At 43.3% G+C, this 19,473-nt stretch carries 15 protein-coding genes and 1 pseudogene; 7 read left to right on the forward strand and 9 right to left on the reverse strand.

The window, feature by feature from the left end; genetic code table 11:
• The first annotated feature begins 2 nt into the window (after positions 1 to 2).
• Positions 3 to 338 carry a helix-turn-helix transcriptional regulator gene (locus GKR48_RS03725; RefSeq protein WP_154627073.1) on the forward strand — a complete coding sequence of 112 codons (336 nt, stop codon included), beginning with the start codon at positions 3 to 5 and terminating at the stop codon, positions 336 to 338.
• Positions 332 to 1,648, forward strand: a complete 1,317-nt coding sequence (locus GKR48_RS03730) for a HipA domain-containing protein (RefSeq protein WP_154627074.1) — start codon at positions 332 to 334, stop codon at positions 1,646 to 1,648. Before GKR48_RS03725 ends, GKR48_RS03730 begins: the two co-directional genes overlap by 7 nt.
• Before the next feature lie 114 nt (positions 1,649 to 1,762).
• Here the strand turns inward: GKR48_RS03730 and guaA are convergent, their stop codons facing one another.
• Positions 1,763 to 3,340, reverse strand: coding sequence for a glutamine-hydrolyzing GMP synthase (gene guaA, locus GKR48_RS03735; protein WP_036953431.1), 1,578 nt, complete (start codon positions 3,338 to 3,340; stop codon positions 1,763 to 1,765).
• A 136-nt stretch (positions 3,341 to 3,476) separates the two neighbouring features.
• The gene (gene guaB, locus GKR48_RS03740) at positions 3,477 to 4,943 is read right to left on the reverse strand and encodes an IMP dehydrogenase (protein ID WP_036953269.1); all 1,467 of its coding nucleotides are present in this window, start codon (positions 4,941 to 4,943) and stop codon (positions 3,477 to 3,479) included.
• A gap of 171 nt (positions 4,944 to 5,114) precedes the next feature.
• Here guaB and xseA point away from each other — a divergent pair, with 171 nt between their 5' ends.
• Entirely contained in the window at positions 5,115 to 6,482 is a 1,368-nt protein-coding gene (gene xseA, locus GKR48_RS03750; protein ID WP_154627075.1) for an exodeoxyribonuclease VII large subunit, read from the forward strand.
• Here the strand turns inward: xseA and GKR48_RS17870 are convergent.
• From GKR48_RS17870 to maeB, 6 genes and pseudogenes are all read right to left on the reverse strand, one after another.
• Positions 6,471 to 6,626 (reverse strand): annotated as a pseudogene (locus tag GKR48_RS17870) (acetyl esterase); the annotation flags it as partial. The gene xseA and the pseudogene GKR48_RS17870 overlap by 12 nt on opposite strands.
• Before the next feature lie 87 nt (positions 6,627 to 6,713).
• Positions 6,714 to 8,975 (reverse strand): TonB-dependent receptor domain-containing protein, encoded by a 2,262-nt coding sequence (locus tag GKR48_RS03755; protein ID WP_154627076.1) that lies wholly within the window; start codon positions 8,973 to 8,975, stop codon positions 6,714 to 6,716.
• Between the two features lie 152 nt (positions 8,976 to 9,127).
• Positions 9,128 to 11,260 carry a S9 family peptidase gene (locus tag GKR48_RS03760; RefSeq protein WP_154627077.1) on the reverse strand — a complete coding sequence of 711 codons (2,133 nt, stop codon included), beginning with the start codon at positions 11,258 to 11,260 and terminating at the stop codon, positions 9,128 to 9,130.
• Between the two features lie 42 nt (positions 11,261 to 11,302).
• Positions 11,303 to 12,106 (reverse strand): energy transducer TonB, encoded by an 804-nt coding sequence (locus GKR48_RS03765; RefSeq protein ID WP_154627078.1) that lies wholly within the window; start codon positions 12,104 to 12,106, stop codon positions 11,303 to 11,305.
• A gap of 136 nt (positions 12,107 to 12,242) precedes the next feature.
• A complete protein-coding gene (locus GKR48_RS03770) occupies positions 12,243 to 13,136 on the reverse strand; it encodes a ChaN family lipoprotein (protein ID WP_230088580.1) in 894 nt (297 codons plus the stop codon).
• Between the two features lie 153 nt (positions 13,137 to 13,289).
• Complete coding sequence (gene maeB / locus GKR48_RS03775) at positions 13,290 to 15,569, reverse strand: NADP-dependent oxaloacetate-decarboxylating malate dehydrogenase (protein WP_154627080.1); 2,280 nt, start codon at positions 15,567 to 15,569, stop codon at positions 13,290 to 13,292.
• Between the two features lie 449 nt (positions 15,570 to 16,018).
• Between maeB and GKR48_RS03780 the strand changes: the two genes are divergently transcribed.
• The 4 genes from GKR48_RS03780 to GKR48_RS03795 all read left to right on the forward strand — a co-directional run bounded on the left by GKR48_RS03780 (position 16,019) and on the right by GKR48_RS03795 (position 19,028).
• Positions 16,019 to 16,639 carry a LuxR C-terminal-related transcriptional regulator gene (locus GKR48_RS03780; RefSeq protein ID WP_154627081.1) on the forward strand — a complete coding sequence of 207 codons (621 nt, stop codon included), beginning with the start codon at positions 16,019 to 16,021 and terminating at the stop codon, positions 16,637 to 16,639.
• Between the two features lie 207 nt (positions 16,640 to 16,846).
• Entirely contained in the window at positions 16,847 to 17,218 is a 372-nt protein-coding gene (locus GKR48_RS03785; RefSeq protein ID WP_154627082.1) for an ArsC family reductase, read from the forward strand.
• 11 nt (positions 17,219 to 17,229) lie between these two features.
• The gene (dapE, locus tag GKR48_RS03790; RefSeq protein WP_154627083.1) at positions 17,230 to 18,360 is read left to right on the forward strand and encodes a succinyl-diaminopimelate desuccinylase; all 1,131 of its coding nucleotides are present in this window, start codon (positions 17,230 to 17,232) and stop codon (positions 18,358 to 18,360) included.
• Positions 18,357 to 19,028: a M15 family metallopeptidase gene (locus tag GKR48_RS03795; protein WP_154627084.1), complete on the forward strand. Its 672-nt coding sequence runs from the start codon at positions 18,357 to 18,359 to the stop codon at positions 19,026 to 19,028. The genes dapE and GKR48_RS03795 overlap by 4 nt, the downstream gene beginning before the upstream one ends.
• A 43-nt stretch (positions 19,029 to 19,071) precedes the next feature.
• On the opposite strand, the gene GKR48_RS03800 is transcribed toward GKR48_RS03795, so the two are convergent.
• Positions 19,072 to 19,464 (reverse strand): DUF454 family protein, encoded by a 393-nt coding sequence (locus GKR48_RS03800; protein WP_272521776.1) that lies wholly within the window; start codon positions 19,462 to 19,464, stop codon positions 19,072 to 19,074.
• Between the last annotated feature and the right edge of the window lie 9 nt (positions 19,465 to 19,473).

Below are 19,473 nucleotides of genomic sequence, written 5' to 3' on the forward strand. Positions count from 1 at the left end.
CTATGAATAAAAGAAAATCACCATTGGCCTATGCAGAGCAAATCGGCGAACGGCTAAAACAAGCAAGACTTAATCAAAATTTAACCCAAACAGAGTTGGCCCAATTTGTGGGTGTTTCACGCAAAACGATCATGGCCGCTGAAAAAGGTCATACTCAGCTAGAAATGTTTATTGCCATTATGATGGCGCTAAACCTAACTGAGCAATTAGACCTATTTTTACCTCCGCAGCCAATATCCCCTATTCAACTGATGAAATTACAAGGTAAAAAGCGACAACGCGCATCTGGCCAACGTGCTGACCATACTGATACTAAAGAGGAAGAATTAGAATGGTAATGGAAGTCATCGAAGTGCGCTACCAAGGTGACAGTATTGGCGCATTAAGTTTTGATTCCTCTACGGGTCTTGGTGTCTTTGAATATACCCCTGAATTTATTAAAAAAGGTATCCAGCTCTCTCCGTTGAAGATGCCTTTATCTAAACATATTTATCGTTTTCCTGAACTCGATTATCAGACATTCAAAGGGTTGCCAGGGTTAATTGCCGATTCTTTACCTGATGATTTTGGTAATGCTGTCATGAATGCTTGGGTTGCAAGCCAAGGTAAATCCATCGATAGCATTACACCTTTACAGCGCCTGCAATACACTGGAAAACGAGGAATGGGAGCATTGGAATACATCCCTGCAACCAAACTTCATAACAGCAATACAAAAACCGACATTCATATTGAGTCTCTAGTGGCTATTGCACAGGAAGTTCTCGATTTGCGTAGCAACTTTAATGTGGAACTGAGTCGCAATCATCAAGAAGATTCAGCGTCAATGATGGAGTTATTATCTGTAGGAATGAGTGCCGGCGGAGCAAGGCCTAAAGCTGTTCTCGCCTTTAATCACGATTTTACTCAGGTCCGTTCTGGTCAATCCGATATACCAAATAATTTTATCCACTATTTAATGAAATTTGATGGTGTAAGCGAGCACAATACAAACCAAGAAACGTTTGGAGACCCACTCGGTTATGGTGCCATGGAATATGTCTATCACTTAATAGCGATACAGTGCGGAGTCGATATGATGCCATGCCATTTATTAGATGAAGGCGCCAGACGGCATTTTATCACTCAGCGTTTCGATCGGATTGGTAATCAAAAGGTTCACGTACAGACCTTAAATGGTTTAGCACATGTGGATTATAAAAAACCTGGTTCATTTTCCTACGCCGAGCTATTTGGTATCGCTCGTGACTTACGTTTATCGGCAGATGATGCGTTTCAACTATTAAAACGAATGGCTTTTAACATTATCGCTCGAAATCATGACGACCATTCCAAAAACTTTGCATTCATGCTGAAAGATAATAAATGGACTTTAGCTCCCGCTTACGACCTAGCCTATAGTTATAAACCCGGTAGTAAATGGGTAAACAGTCATTGGATGAGTTTAAATGGAAAAAGAGATGATTTTACCCGTGAAGATTTTTATTCTCTCGTTAAACTTAGCCCCGCATTTAGTAAACAGAGAATCGATAATATTATAGATGAAACGCTAGATGCTGTTTCCCAATGGAGAAAACTTGCCAAAGAGTGGGACGTTCCTACGACACTGGCTGATGAGATAAGTAAAAACTTGAGGCTGGATATTTGAGTAGCTTGGTTAATAAAACTGTTTTTATATTTAAAAAAAACAAAAAGGCACCAGTAAGTAACTGATGCCTTTAACATTAATGATTTCTAAAAATCGCTATCAATTATAGCTAAATCATTCCCACTCAATGGTCGCTGGTGGCTTGCCGCTGATGTCATAAACTACGCGGGAAATACCATTCACTTCATTGATAATGCGGTTAGACACACGGCCTAAGAAATCATATGGCAAATGAGCCCAATGAGCCGTCATAAAGTCGATGGTTTCAACTGCACGCAGAGAAACAACCCAGTCATACTTACGACCATCACCCATTACGCCAACAGAGCGCACTGGTAAGAATACAGTGAATGCTTGGCTAACTTTATTGTACAGATCTGCTTTGTGCAGCTCTTCGATAAAGATAGCATCTGCGCGACGCAGCAAGTCACAATACTCTTTCTTCACTTCACCCAGAACACGAACACCTAAACCTGGACCTGGGAATGGGTGGCGGTACAGCATATCGTATGGCAGGCCTAACTCCAGACCAATCTTACGCACTTCGTCTTTGAACAGCTCTTTCAGAGGTTCAACCAGACCCAGTTTCATATCTTCCGGTAAGCCACCCACGTTATGGTGAGATTTAATAACGTGTGCTTTGCCCGTTGCTGAAGCCGCAGACTCGATAATATCTGGATAAATCGTTCCTTGCGCTAACCATTTGATATTTGGCAGCTTAGAAGACTCTTCATCGAACACTTCGATAAATACGTGACCAATTTTTTTACGCTTCGCTTCTGGATCTGAAATACCTGCCAGTGCGTTCATAAAGCGGTCTTCCGCTTTCGCGTGGATGATGTTCAGGTCAAATTTACCTTGGAACATTTCCATGACTTGGTCAGCTTCATTTAAACGCAGCAAACCGTTATCAACGAATACGCAAGTCAGACGCTTACCAATCGCACGGTTTAATAACAGAGCAGTAACAGAAGAATCCACACCGCCAGACAGAGCTAACAGAACATGGTCATCACCGATTTGTTCTTTCAGGCGAGCAACGGTATCTTCGATAATCGCAGCTGATGTCCACAACGCTTCACATTGACACAGATCCAATACGAAACGTTTTAAAATATTTAAACCTTGATGAGTGTGAGTCACTTCTGGGTGAAACTGAACACCGTAGAAACGTTTCTCAACGTCAGCCATGATGGCATATGGGCAGCTTGGCGTGCTTGCAATCGTTTTGAAGCTAGATGGGATAGCAGTCACTTTGTCGCCATGGCTCATCCACACATCTAAAACTGGCTTGCCATCTTCGTTCAGCGCATCTTGGATGCCGCGGAACAGGTCGCAATCTTCCAGAATTTCAACGTTAGCATAACCAAATTCACGTTCGCCAGACACTTCAACCGCGCCACCTAATTGCATGGACATAGTTTGCATGCCGTAGCAGATACCTAAAACAGGCACGCCCGCATTAAATACATACTCTGGTGCACGTGGGCTATCAGCCTCTGTTGTACTTTCTGGACCACCAGACAAGATAATCCCGTTAGGATTAAACTCTCTGATTTGCTCTTCGGTCACATCCCACGCCCACAGTTCACAGTAGACGCCAATTTCACGGATACGACGTGCAATCAGCTGAGTATACTGAGAGCCGAAATCAAGAATAAGAATGCGATGCTTATGGATATTTGTAGTCATTTGAGGAGAATTCCAGCAATTCAAGTCAAAATAAAAGGTGGTGACACCATCAACATGTGTGCCACCCTGAAACTTTTCGATTACTGTTTTAAAGGATAATAGCGCCCCGAAATGGCGTTATTATCCTAAACAATAATTACTGCCCTAAGCGATAGTTAGGAGACTCTTTAGTGATAGTCACATCATGAACGTGGCTTTCTTGAATACCTGCTCCACTGATACGCACAAATTCAGCTTTCGTTCTCAGCATATCGATAGTACCGCAGCCTGTCAGACCCATACATGAGCGTAATCCCCCCATTTGTTGGTGAATGATCTCTTTTAAGCGACCTTTGTAAGCCACACGACCTTCGATACCTTCTGGAACCAGTTTGTCTGCTGCGTTATCAGATTGGAAATAACGGTCTGAAGAACCTTTAGACATTGCGCCCAGAGAACCCATTCCACGGTACGCTTTATAGGTACGGCCTTGGAACAGGATCGTTTCACCCGGAGATTCTTCGGTACCTGCAAACATGGAGCCAACCATCACACACGCAGCGCCAGCCGCGATAGCTTTAGAAATATCACCAGAGAAACGGATACCACCATCTGCAATAACAGGAATGCCAGTGCCTTCTAATGCACCCGCAGCTTCAGCGATTGCCGTGATTTGAGGTACACCCACGCCAGTGACGATACGAGTCGTACAAATTGAACCTGGGCCGATACCCACTTTCACTGCGCTAACACCAGCGTCTGCTAACGCTTTCGCGCCTTCAGCTGTTGCAACGTTACCACCAATGATTTGTAAATCAGGGTATTTTTGGCGAGTTTCACGAATACGCTGTAAAACCCCTTCAGAATGACCGTGTGATGAGTCAATGAGCAGAACGTCAACGCCTGCTGCAACCAAGGCATCAACACGTTCTTCGTTACCTGCGCCAGCACCAACAGCCGCACCGACACGCAGACGGCCTTGCTCGTCTTTACATGCGTTTGGTTTACGTTCTGCTTTTTGGAAATCTTTAACGGTGATCATACCTAACAGATGGAAGTTATCATCGATAACTAAGGCTTTCTCAACACGTTGCTCATGCATTTTTTGTAAAACGACTTCGCGTGCTTCGCCTTCTTTCACGGTCACTAAACGCTCTTTTGGCGTCATCACCGCAGTCACTGGTTGGTCTAAATCCGTTACAAAACGGACGTCACGACCTGTAATGATACCCACTAAAGAATTATCTTTAGAGACAACAGGATAACCTGCGAAACCATTGCGCTCAGCCATTTCTTGCACTTCACGAATTGTGGTTTCTGGGGTAACAGTGACAGGATCAGTCACCACGCCGCTTTCATGTTTTTTCACACGACGGACTTCTTCAGCTTGACGCTCAATGGACATGTTTTTATGGATAAATCCAATACCACCTTCTTGAGCCAGTGCGATAGCCAGATCAGATTCGGTGACAGTATCCATCGCTGCGGAGAGCATAGGAATGTTCAGGCGGATTTTTGCGGTCAGTTGAGTGGACAGATCTGCCGTGTTTGGCAGTACAGTTGAGTGTGCAGGGACGAGTAAAACATCGTCGAAAGTTAGTGCTTCTTTTTTAATGCGTAACATAGGCAATATCCCACCAGGCAGCGTTATGAAAGGTATAAAATATTGCCGCGGCATTATACACACCGTAATCGGTTGCTTCCAGCACTTTTTTCAAAAAAAAACTTGATAAGTCCGTCGGCTACGTTAGTATCAGTCAATTAAGTCATTGTTTTAAAATTTGATCTAGCTCACATGTCGACTCAACAAAATAGCGCAATTTACTCAGTTAGCAAGCTCAACCAAACGGTAAGAGAACTTCTTGATACCCAAATGGGACGAATTTGGTTAACGGCCGAAATTTCCAATTTTTCGCAGCCAAGTTCGGGACATTGGTACCTGACACTCAAAGATGATCGTGCCCAAGTTCGCGCGGCGATGTTTCGTGGACAAAATGCCCGCGTCACCTTCCGTCCGCAAAATGGGCAGCAGGTATTAGTCCGTGCCACTGTCACACTGTATGAGCCGCGTGGAGACTATCAGCTAATCATCGAAAGCATGCAGCCCGCTGGTGAAGGTCTACTGCAACAGCGCTTCGAGCTACTCAAACAAACCCTTAATGCCCAAGGGCTATTTGATGTTATTCACAAGCAAGCCTTGCCATCTCCAGCAAAACGCGTGGGGATTATTACCTCTGCAACTGGTGCTGCCCTACATGATATTTTAAATATCCTACATCGCCGTGACCCATCCCTCCCCGTGGTTATCTACCCGACAGCTGTTCAAGGAGATTTAGCGCCTGCGCAAATCGCCAGAGCCATCGAACTCGCAAACCTACGCAATGAGTGTGATGTACTCATTGTGGGGCGTGGTGGCGGTTCACTGGAAGATTTATGGGCATTCAACGAAGAGATCGTGGCACGTGCCATTTTTGCTAGCCGATTACCGATCATTAGCGCCGTTGGGCATGAAACGGATGTGACCATCGCCGATTATGTTGCCGACGTACGCGCACCTACGCCATCGGCAGCCGCAGAACTGGTCAGTCGCAATCAAACCGAGATGCTTCGCCAATTGAAATCTGGGCAACAGCACCTAGAGATGGCGATGGATTATTATTTGGCGGCGCAGCAGCAACGTTTCGCACGTCTACAGCACCGTTTACAGCAGCAACACCCGCAATTACGCCTTGCTCGGCAACAAAATCAGCTTTCAGCTTTGCGCCAAAAACTGACCAATGCCATCAGCCTCCAGCTACAATCTGCCACCGTTAAATTCGATAAAAACCAACGCCGCTTGATGCAAAATGACCTGCGCCCTCAATTACAACGCCAACAGCGCCAATTGCAGCAAACTCAGTATCATTTACAAAATATGCTGACCCAGTTAGTGAATAACTACCGCCAGCGTTTTGCTGTTGCCTGCTCGAAAATGGAGGCGGTTAGCCCGCTTGCTACCCTCGCCCGAGGTTTCAGTATCAGCGAAACCGCTGAAGGCGCTGTATTGAAAAAAACCAGCCAAGTGAAATTAGGCCAACAGCTCAAAACTCGCTTAAATGATGGTTGGGTTGAAAGCCAAGTTACCAGTATTCAGAAGGTTCGAGTGAAAAAATCATCCAAATAGCCGTTTTTTAAAGTATTCTGCGCCATCTCGAATGGCGTTATCCGCCGTTGGCATAATACGCGAGTAATGTAAAAAGGCATGCAGCGTCCCTGGATACATTTGGTATTCACAAGGTATTTTATGTGATTGAAACGTTTGAAATATTGAAAAGCGTTTAGATAATAAGCCTATCAATCTTCCTTAGTGAGTAAGACTAAAAGCACTAAACGCTTTCCATTAGCTATCCCTTGATTAGAAGCGCACCTGACCACCAATCATATAACTGCGCCCTCTTCCCGTTTCATTATTTCTGCCGCGTTCTTCCATCACTGCGCCAGAGTTTGCACGGTTTAACACGTCGGTGTAGTTTTCATTAGTGAGGTTATTAATCGCCATCATTAACTTGAAATGTTTATTGATTTCATAGTCTGCGTACAGGTCAACGATAGTTGGCTGTTTTTCATACTTTTCCGTCATCGCATCCCCGTTCATGTCACCGTCAGGAACTGGGCTGATACGTTTAGATGGTCCCGTCCATGTAATGGCTGAGCCGAGAGTCAGTTTTTCATCAAACAGACGAACACCGGAATCTAAAGTCACATAATATTCAGGTAATTGGGTAAAGTCCCCTGCACTAAATACCGATGTACTGTTGATTGACACGGGTTGTTTGCCAGACTCTTGGGTGTAAGAAACCATGGAGTAAAATACCCCTGCATCGTAGTTTGCTTGTAGCTCATAACCCCGTAAATTAACATCGCGAGGATCGTTCACATACATATCTGCGCGTTGGAAAATATCCGGATTTTCTTTATCCCACACATCATCATTAATTAAACACCAATCAAACTCTTCCTGAGAGTTTGCACGACATAGCAGGAAAGACTTACTCGTGATGTAGTCTTTGATATGTGTATGGAACCACAGCGCTTTCAGGTTGAACTGATCACCTTCTACAATTAAGTCTGGCTTAAAACTATTAAAACCTACCTGCCAAGTTTTCGACTTTTCTCCTTTTAGGAATGGATTCATACTCTGACCACCATTTTGAGAGAAAAAAGCTTCCTGAGAGTTTGGTGCTCTCATTGAGTGCGCGTAACTCACAAAAGGCTGAAATTCAGGAATAATTTGTGCAGAAACTAGCACCCCGGGGTTAATACCACTTTCACGCAGATTTAACGTACTGGCTTCTTGAGGGAAGCACTTTTCCGTCTCATCACAAGCTGGTTTATAGCCCTGTACGCGATAATTCAGATAGTTAAGGTCAAACGTTGCGGTGTAAATATCATAGCTCGCTTCAAACTGGGTATACAGGCTGGCAATATCTTGTGTCCCACTTGGTGAAAATGGGTTATAAATTATTGTGTTTGGATCTTCTACCGGTTTTGTTATTTTTTGGTATTTAGTCTTCATTAATTTCGAACCAACCTGCCACTTAAAATCAGTGTCACCATAAGAAAAACGGCTGGTATTGGAAATATTAATACTGTCAGATTTATTCTCTGACTCGGCGTCTTTTAATGCACCACCAATAGGCTCACCTTGGAATTTTTGGGTATTAAATCCATGGCTCGCCAGCACTTCCACATCAATCAATTCGTTGATTGGCGTGTATTTATATTTAAGGTAATAATCTTCGCTATTAATCTTACGGCTGGTTAATTTATTTTGTAAAAATCGGCCACTGAATTCGACTTCATGGCTATCATTCGGTTTATATTTTAATTTAGTTAATTGAGATTGCGGTTTTTGTTTGAATGTCGGATCCGTTGCAAATTCATCGGTATCAAACCCATCACCATTTTTATAACTGCCCGGGATATTGTGCCCACTCACCGCAATTAAGCCGCCAAAATAACCATCACCCTCATTTAATAACGTTTTTCCCGCAACCGAAACCATGCCGTTATAGCCAAGTCCATTATCTCCCCAGCTCCCTTTGCTACGTACTCCCCACAAATTATCTTTGAAAATCACATCATCAATAGATAAGGTTCTAAAGTTGGCACTTCCCGCTAAGGCGTTAACGCTGTTGCTGCCATTCAATTGCCCCTTTTCTACCTCAACCGCCACAATAAAATTAGGGTCAATAAGTGAACCAAAGTCATTACTCGGCTGCATACCGTGAGTGAATTTACTTGGCGATATTCCGTAATAGCTTTGTGTGACACCATCCACCATCATGTTTACGCGCCCAAAGCCACTCAACCCGCGAATATTCACGTTGATGGTGCCTTGGCTCGCATCCATTTGGGTATAGGTTCCGGGCATCGAACGGATAATTTTATCCATGGATTGCAATTTATTTTCGGTGCCGACTGCGCTATAGGCGCCTGGTTTTTCCAATGCTTTGACCAACGGCGTTTGCTTTTGCGCGCCCGACACTTTTAATTGGCTAAAATTAACCACATCATCTTTCTGTTTATTTGTCTGCTGTGTGTTTTCAGACAAAGCGAAGCCGTGGAAGCCAGCGAAAATAGTCCCAGCTACCATGATTATTATTTTATTATTCATTAAACCATTCCTGTAAACGTACTGATAAAACAGTCGCTCACATTGCAAACGCAGAATAAATATGTTTTCTGCGAATAGGATTAGTTGCAAGTTTTTATAGCTCCACAACTAATCCTTGGTAACCTTATTTTGGTTACTTATTATGAGTAACGCTATTTTAAATCTGGAAAATATTTTGCTTTGTTTTCTAACATCAGAATAAAGCTATATTCTCTCGCAATATCATCCAAGGCATTAAAGCGACCTGATTTTCCACCGTGTCCAGCATTCATATTGGTTTCTAATAACAATAAAGAATTGCCTTGTTTCAGCTCTCGCAGTTTTGCCACCCATTTTGCAGGCTCCCAATATTGTACTTGAGAATCATGCAGCCCTGTGGTGACCAAAATATGCGGATAGTGCTGGGTTTTGATATTGTCATACGGGCTATAGGCTTTAATGCGCCAGTAATCTTCCTCATTCTCTGGATTACCCCACTCATCATATTCCCCTGTAGTCAGTGGAATTGAAGGGTCAAGCATGGTCGTGACAACATCAACAAATGGCACCGCAGAAACAACACCTTCATACAGATCAGGAGCCATATTGACAACAGCACCCATCAGCAAGCCGCCAGCGCTACCGCCCATGGCATAGACATGGCCTTTTTCCCCATAGCCTTGTGCCAATAACGCGTTAGTCGCATCAATGAAGTCCGTAAAGGTATTCATTTTATGGACAGTTTTACCCTGAATATACCAATTCTTTCCTAAGTCCCCACCGCCACGAATATGGGCAATAGCATACACAAATCCACGGTCAAGCAAGGATAAGCGAGAAGAACTGAATGACGGATCGATACCATATCCATAGGCGCCGTAGCCGTAGACCAGAAGTGGATTTTTACCTTGTTTGAAACTATCTTTACGGTAAACCAATGAAACCGGTACTTTCACCCCATCTTGGGCAGTGACCCAAATACGTTCACTTTGATAATTCGCTTTATTAAAACCCTTCACTTCCTCTTGTTTTAATAGCTGTTTTTCTTGAGTCAGCATATTAATTTCATACACCGATGATGGTGTTGTCATGGAGGAGTAGCCGTAGCGTAATTTATCCGTATCTGGCTCTGGGTTGTTGCCAATCCAAGCCATGTAAGCTGGGTCATCAAAGCTGACAGAATGCTCTTTGTGGGTTAACCAACTAATTTGTCGAATGTTCACTAAGCCGTTTTGGCGCTCTTCAATCACCAACCAGTTATTAAATAACGCAAAATCTTCAAGGTCGACATCATCACGAGGCGCGATAAAACTCACCCACGGTGCCGAGGCGTTATCCGCAATATACAGTCCGAATAATGGATGCTGATGATTAGAGCGAATATAGAATTTGCCGTTAAAATGATCAGGGTAATATTCGATACCTGTTTTGCGAGGTTGTAGCACTATCGCATCACGTTCAGGTTGGTTTGCATCCAAAAGACGATATTCTGAGGTTTCGGTGCTGGTGATCCCAATCAGAATATAATCTTTGGAGGTGGATTTCGCTAAACTGACATAGTAAGTATCATCTTTCTCTTCATACACCAATTTATCAGCCGATTGGGCTGTTCCATATTGGTGCTTAACCACTTGATAAGGCAGCAGTGTTTGTTTATCTTTATTAACATAAAACAGTGTGCTGTTATCATTTGCCCACACAATATTGCCTGAGGTGTTAGTCAGGACATTTTCTTGCCACTTTGCATCATCAACTTTACGGAACGAAACCGCATAATCATTACGACCTTGGCGGTCTTCAGCAATCGCGATCGTGGTGTTATCTGGGGAAATGGCTAGCGCCCCCATTCGGTAATATTCAGTACCTTCCGCGCGTTGGTTACCATCAACCAAAACTGTCCATTCGCCATCACTATTAATTGGGCGCCTTTCATAAATGGAATAGTTTTTACCCGCAACAACGCGAGAACGGTATGTATAGCCATTGTAGTTGTATGGTACCGACTCATCATCTTGCTTTACGCGGGATAATAATTCGTCGTAAATTTCCTGTTTTAATGGCTCACCCAATTCAAGCTGCTGCGTGGTATAGGCATTTTCTTGATTCAGATATTCAAGGACCTCTGGGGCTTCACGGTTATCGTCTCTTAACCAATAATAGTTATCGACGCGCTGATCCCCATGGATAGTCATAGTGTGGGGCTGTTTTTTCGCTATTGGTGCTAGCATTTTGTCCTCCGCAGCACTGCTGGCCGCATATAACCCAAGTAGTGTGACCACGCAATAAGTGGTAATTCTATTACGCATGGTTTTATTATGTATGGCTTTATGACACATGGTGAGTCCAATTTATTTATCATTAAGAGTAAAATCAATAGGTAACCTGACTGTTATCCGTCCATTCTTGAGAATTTCTGCTGGCGGTACGGGTAACGGCGCCGCCCGAGATAACACCTGCTGGGCTTCTTTGTCTAAAGAACGTGTGCCTGATGAGTTCACTAAACTACTATCAAGCAAAAAACCTTGGCTATCTACCGTAAACATCACTACTGGTTTACCCACGCGGTTACGCCTTCCTGCATCTTCAGGGTAACGTTTATATTTATTCAATCTTCCAAGCACCATCGCTTCCCACTGTTTTTGAAGGCTATCGAGGGCTTCGGACTGGCTATTAAGTTCCGCAGCAATTTGCTGGCTTTGGACGAGTGCCGCCGCATCGCTGGTCACTGGCGCATCGCTGGCTTTCGAATCTGTGGTTTGCACCTTCTTCACTTGCTGCTGCTCTTGTTTCTGTTTTTTTAACTCGGGCTTTGGTTTTTTCGCCGTTGTTTTCGTCAGTTGCACTTCCGCTTGCTCATTAACAGGCAATGGGGGAATAATGGCGTCCTCTGCTTGCGCTTTATGGGATTCACTCGCCACAGCCAGCTCTTGAGTTTGACCAATATTCACTTCCGTTAATTGTTTGGCTTGTGCTTCGATAGATAATTCCATCACCACTGAAGGGGGCGGCAGTGACTCCACCCATCGCGCATTGTGTGTTATCCAGATAAAAAATCCCACAATGGCAATATGCAGTGCCACGGCTAAAACCAGCCACCCGCCCATTTTGGAGGTTCGATTCACATATCCACTTTCAAACGTTATTGTGCTCATAATCATCTTACGTGCTTTTACAGAATTGCAAATGATAATTAATAACAAATGCAAATGGAAATTATTTGTGAATAAATGTGATGATTACTTCACAAAATTAACGAGTTTAAATCATCATATTGCTCGTACTTGTTGATTATTTCGGCGTATACCACACATAATCTGCATGCAAGTTATCGATTTCCTCGCCTTGCTCCGAAATAATCAATACTTTCAATGGCTCATCTGGCGCTAAATCGAGCACATGTAACGGTACACCAATCGCTCGCGTTGCATGATAACCGCCTGCAAATAACAATGCAGGTGCTGGAGCATCCAATAATCCTTGAGCCATCGCTCTATCTCTTAACTGCTGGATCACCATCATCTTTTTCGCTTGTTTATCATCCAACTCACCATTGTGTGAGCGCTTAATGGTTTCGCTGATCAGTTCCTGAATAACGAGTTGCGTTGAATGTGTTCCTGTAAGCGTAGGTGGATTGTCATAAGCCTTCAGCACAGCATCTCGATTAATATTTGCTGCTAAAACCGGGGATTGCTGAGCCAGTAAATACTTCACGAGTTCCCCATATTGCGCCCACGGCCAACCATTATTCCAATGTAAAACCTCTTGCAGTTTTTCATCTCGAATATACGGATTTCCCTGCATCTGTTTTTGAACATTGTTAACTCGGCTTTGTTGATCTGGCGTGAGCATCTCTAAAAGCACCGCACCTTGCGGGCGTATTTGCTGCATTTCTTGGGCAACCCATTGCTCGATTTGATGATGGTAAATATTGTCGTGCTTTTCCCCGACAATGACGCGAGGTGAAGCTGCAAGTTCTTGAATTAACTGTTGTGGCGTGATGGACTTGCCTGAATCTAAATCAATAATTTTGCCAGCTTGTGTGAGTTGGGGATCCAATTGCTGAACAGGTTTTGGTGTTTGCGAGGTACATCCTAACTGTGTGAAACTCAAAACGAAAAGCATCCCTAAACTCAACAGTGATGTTTTTTTCGTTAAATAATTCAAAGAACGTGCTGATATCATTATCTTTTCCATATAGTGACTTTGAAGTCATTCAAAATACAGATAATGATAATCATTTTCAAATAAAAAAGACTCCCATTAACCACAATGGAAGTCTTTATGCGGAACTCGATGATTAATCAATCATTCGAGAAACTATTATAATGATGCTAATTACAGTGGGTTCGTTTGAGCTTCCACTGCCGCTAACGCTACCATGTTGACAATACGGCGAACAGACGCGATTGGCGTTAAGACGTGGACAGGTTTTGCAACCCCCATTAGCACAGGTCCCACGGTGACACCATCAGAACTTGTCACGCGCAGCAAGTTATAGCTAATACGCGCCGCTTCCATATTTGGCATAATCAGTAAGTTTGCTGAACCTTTCAGTGGGCTATCTGGCATCACATCTTTACGGATTGACTCAATCAACGCCGCATCCGCATGCATCTCACCGTCAATTTCCAAGTTTGGCTCACGTGCTTTCACTAATGCCAGTGTATCGCGCATTTTTTGTGCTGAACCACAATCTGAAGAACCAAAGCTTGAGCGAGATAACAGCGCCACTTTAGGCTCAATACCAAATCGACGAACCGTATCCGCTGCCATTAACGTGATTTCCGCTAACTCTTCTGGCGTTGGATCTTCGTTCACATAAGTATCGGCAATAAAGGTATTACCGGTTGGTAGTAACAAGGCATTCATTGCCCCAGCAGTATGCGCACCTTCGCGGAAACCGAACAGGTCTTTGACGACTTGGTAGTGTTCACTGTAGCTACCGATTGAACCACAGATCATCCCATCCGCTTCACCACGCAGAACCATGATACCGCCGATAATCGTTGGGTTAGCAACTAATGCGCGACGCGCCATTTCTTGAGAAACACCACGACGTTTCATGATTTGATAATATTCTTGCCAGTACTCTTTAAAGCGTGGGTCATTTTCATTGTTGACCACTTCAAAGTCTTTACCTAGCTCAATATGCAGACCCAGTTTTTGGATACGCATTTCAATTACGCTAGGACGGCCAACCAGAATAGGGAATGCTAAACCAAGGGAAACCAGCTCTTGAGTTGCGTGTAATACGCGCTCTTCTTCCCCTTCCGCTAATACGATGCGTTTTAGCTCTTTTTTCGCTTGAGAGAAAATTGGCTTCATAAATAAGTTTGTTTTATGAACAAACTGATTCAGTTTTTCAACATACGCATCCATATCCGTGATTGGACGTGTCGCCACACCTGACTCCATTGCCGCTTTTGCCACTGCTGGCGCAATTTTCACGATAAGGCGCGGGTCAAATGGTTTTGGAATGATATATTCAGGGCCAAAGAATAAATCTTGGTTACCGTACGCTGATGCAACTTCTTCACTTTGCTCCGCCAGCGCTAAGTCCGCGATAGCGTAAACACAAGCCAGTTTCATCTCTTCGTTGATTGTTGTTGCGCCCACATCCAGCGCACCGCGGAAGATGAATGGGAAGCACAGAACGTTGTTAACTTGGTTCGGATAGTCAGAGCGCCCTGTACAGATAATGGCATCTGGGCGAACTTCTTTCGCTAATGGTGGCAGAATTTCTGGCTCAGGGTTAGCTAATGCTAAGATCAGTGGGTCTTTTGCCATGGTTTTCACCATTTCTGGTGTTAACACGCGAGGGCCTGAACAACCTAAGAAAATGTCAGCATCAGGAATAGCATCCGCTAATGTGCGTTGACCGTTATCATCAATGGCATACGCGGCTTTAGTCGCATCCATTCGCTCATCACGACCTTTATAAATCACCCCTTTTGAATCGCAAACAGTGATATTTTCGCGCTTTAATCCTAACGCCACTAATAAGTTCATACAAGCAATCGATGCGGCACCCGCACCGGATACAACTAAACGAACATCGCCAATTTCTTTTTTAACAATGCGCAGACCGTTAATCACCGCCGCGGTACAGATAATTGCGGTTCCGTGTTGGTCGTCATGGAACACAGGAATATTCATGCGTTCACGTAATTTTTGTTCAATATAGAAGCACTCTGGTGCTTTAATATCTTCGAGGTTGATACCGCCGAATGTTGGTTCCAGCGACGCGATGATATCAATCAGTTTATCAGGATCGGTTTCATCGACTTCAATATCGAAAACATCAATACCCGAGAATTTCTTAAATAGTACCCCTTTCCCTTCCATGACAGGTTTACCTGCCAATGCACCGATGTTCCCTAAGCCTAGTACCGCAGTACCATTAGAGATAACACCCACAAGGTTACCTTTCGCTGTATAACGATACGCTTTTAGAGGTTCTTCTGCGATTTCTAGGCAAGGTACCGCAACGCCTGGGGAATACGCTAAAGCTAGGTCACGTTGCGTGGTTAATGGTTTGGTTGGTGTTACAGTAATTTTCCCAGGATGAGGAAACTCATGAAAATCGAGAGCACTTTGTTTTAATTTATCATCCATCATCAAGTCCTTTCAAAATTTGGTAAGGTAAGAGCCATCACAGTATAAACACATCTTGTTAGCAAATCATGATCACGCCTATGATTTCCAGAAAAATCTTTCATTTACAAGGAATTTACACGGATTTGCCACAAAAATACAATGGTGAATTTCTAGAGATACACAATATTGTTATTATTTTTATTCATATCATTTTTTAAATCACTTTAATTTTTTTCAATCTTAGTTATTATTTTTTTGAAATTAATGTATTATTCGAAAGCTCGTTTCTTTTTAGCCTTAAATATACCCAGCTTCATAGTTTTCGCTTCCATTATTCATGCTTTTATACAGCTAATTAATTCATCAATTAAGAATAATGATTTCATGTAATCTTAAATATATTATATTTTAACTATATCAATTCTAGTTAATCTAATAAGTTGTCAGACATAAAAAAGGAACCCACTATGTCTAATCACACGGTTATGATTATCGATGAACATCCTATCTTTCGTTTTGGACTATCTCATTTATTAAAATCAAAAGCTGACTTTGACGTAATGGCGGAGGTTTCAAATAGCAAAGAAGCGCTGAATATCGCCACCAGCAAACAACCCAATATGATACTGATAGATACTATTCTTCATGGTAATAAAACATTCGAGACGATTCGATTACTACGTAAGCATTGCGCTAATAGTTATTTGCTGGTTCTTTCACTCTCAACGATGAAAACCGATATCTACGCCGCTATCGATGCAGGTGCTCAAGGTTATTTATTAAAAAATAGCGAACTCGATATGCTGCTTAATAGTATGAAAAAAGCGATGGAGGGACACCATGTATTTAGCGAAAAAGTTTATCAGCATCTGATTACCCGGCATCAATCCAAAGATCCACTTTCCACATTAACTCGCCGTGAATGCGAAATATTGCACGAAATGGCAGCTGGATTAAAAAACAGAGAAATCTCTCAACTATTATTTATTTCTGAAGAAACCGTTAAAGTTCACATCCGAAATATCTTAAAGAAATTACGAGTTCGATCTCGTTTAGAAGCCAGTTTAATATACATGCGTTCAAAATAATTTCATCTGATTTAATTTAATTAACGTAAGTTTCCTAAATTAATTATTTTATTATTTATATATAATATTATGAATATTGACTCTGCCTTAGTTATTATTAAATCGCTTGTTAGATTAATAAATCTTTTCGATTCAAAGGGGTAGACCATAATTGTATTTTCCCGCATTATGTAGGGCATACATTGTTCGCCATTAGAGGAAAATCATATGTCCAACACCCCTGCATCTCCTTATATCATGTACGGAATTAAAAACTGCGATACCATTAAGAAAGCTCGCCGTTACTTAGACGATAACGCAGTTAGCTACCAATTCCATGATTACCGTGTTGATGGCATCACTGATGAACTCCTTTCTACATTTTTGCAACACATCGATTGGGAAACCTTGGTGAATAAACGCGGTACAACTTGGCGTAAGCTCAGCGATGAAGAGAAAAATGCAGTTGTCGATGCTGATAGCGCGAAAAAAGTCTTACTGGCTGAACCTGCGATGATCAAGCGCCCTGTTCTTGTTTCTGCTAATGGTCATTACCTTGTCGGGTTTAACGCCGACGACTACAAAAAATTCACACAATAAAAGGTGACTCAATGAACTGCCCTGTCATTGAACTTGCAAAACAACTTATCGCCCGTCCCTCTATCAGCCCGGATGACCAAGGTTGCCAAGATTTACTCATCGAACGTTTGAATAAAATCGGCTTTACGGTGGAAAAAATGCCATTTGGGGATACTCTCAATTTTTGGGCTCACCGTGGCAATAATGGCAAAACCCTCGCCTTTGCGGGTCATACCGATGTCGTCCCTGCAGGCGATCACAGTAAATGGCAAACTCCGCCATTTACCCCAACAATTATTAACCAACATTTATACGGTCGTGGTGCTGCCGACATGAAAGGCTCCATTGCCGCCATGGTGGTTGCCGCCGAGCGCTTTGTAGAAAAACACCCTAACCATACTGGTCGTCTGGCATTTTTAATTACCTCTGACGAGGAAGCGAAAGCGACCCATGGCACCGTAAAAGTGGTAGAGACGTTACAAGCCCGCAATGAGCCAGTCGATTACTGCTTAGTGGGAGAACCATCCAGCCAGTCTGTACTTGGTGACATCATTAAGAATGGTCGTCGCGGCTCTATCACCGCACACTTAACTATTTTGGGTACTCAAGGGCACGTTGCCTACCCACATCTTGCTGATAACCCAGTACATCGTGCAACCGGCTTTCTACAAGAGTTAGTCTCCACTAAATGGGATGATGGCAACCAATATTTCCCGGCTACCAGCATGCAAATCGCCAATATCAATGCGGGTACTGGCGCCGATAACGTCATCCCCGGTGAGCTAAAAGTGCAATTTAATTTCCGTTTTAGCACCGAACTGACCGATACCATGATCCGCGAACGCGTGACAGACATGTTAGAGCGCCACGGACTGAATTATCATTTAGATTGGTTCTTATCGGGTCAACCATTCTTGACGGGTGACAGCGAATTAGTGAGTGCAACGGTGCAAGCCATCCAGGAAGTGACAGGACGTGCCACCACCTTATCCACCAGTGGCGGTACCTCTGACGGACGTTTCATCGCCCAAATGGGAACCCATGTTATCGAACTCGGCCCTTTGAATGCGACGATCCATAAAGTGGATGAGTGCGTTAACGTCGATGATTTGCAACAGCTTGCCGTTATCTACGAACGCATCATGGAACTACTATTACTATGACTCTCTCCATCGAAATGTTGACTGGGCGCTCCACCGACCATTTAGTAACTTTGGGCGGTAATCATCGCCTACAGTTTAATACCACTAAAGCGTTTCTTGCCATGCAGCAAGCTGCCGCACGCGCAGGGTTTAAGCTACAATCCGCCAGTGCTTTTCGTGATTTTGCTCGCCAACAAATTATTTGGAATGAAAAATTTGCTGGTAAACGCCCAGTTCTTGATACCCATAGCCAGCCGTTAGATATTTCAACATTAACGGAAGGGGAATTATGTGAGGCGATTTTGCATTGGTCTGCGCTACCAGGGGCAAGCCGTCACCACTGGGGAACTGAGATTGATGTTTACGACCCGCTACGCATTCCTGCGGGGCAAACCTTGCAATTAGAGCCTTGGGAATATCAAGAAGGGGGCTATTTTGCTGAGCTTAATCACTGGTTAACCGACAATATGGCCACCTTTGATTTCTACCGCCCTTTCACCGCAACCAATGCAGGTGTTGCGGAAGAACCTTGGCATATTAGTTATTGGCCATTGTCACATGAAGCTGAGCAGCTATTGACGCCAAAAATTGTTAGGCAAGTGCTAACCGAAGAAGATATTAGTGGAAAGACCTGGTTATTAGATAACCTTGAGTATGTTTTTAACCGCTATATTAAAGTGCCTGAATGATTTATATGTCACTCAGTCTCTTGCTGAGTGACAGCTTTCCTGATTACAAACCTTCGTTATTCTGATCCGAATTTGACACATCGACGACAGGCAAACGGTACATAAAAATCAGCAACCAGCACATCCCTAAAAATAACCCAATTTTTAGCCAACCATAACTAACCACCCAAATCGAAAAGGCAAACGTAATAACGATCAACGTCATGGCTTTTGGTTTTACACCTTTTGGTAGCGCACGGTGCGCTTGCCAGTGACGCAAATACCCGCCAAACCATGAGCGATATAACAACCAATTATGGAAGCGTGGAGAAGAACGCGAAAAACACCATGCCGCCAATAATAAAAAGCAGGTCGTTGGCATGACTGGTAAAATAGCACCAAGAAAAGCTAAGCCAACAGCAATCCACCCTACTGTAATGAATATGATTTTCTTTATATTCATTCA

The sequence above is a fragment of the Providencia sp. wls1943 genome (genome assembly GCF_009706275.1).
GTDB classification, from domain to species: Bacteria; Pseudomonadota; Gammaproteobacteria; order Enterobacterales; family Enterobacteriaceae; genus Providencia; species Providencia zhijiangensis.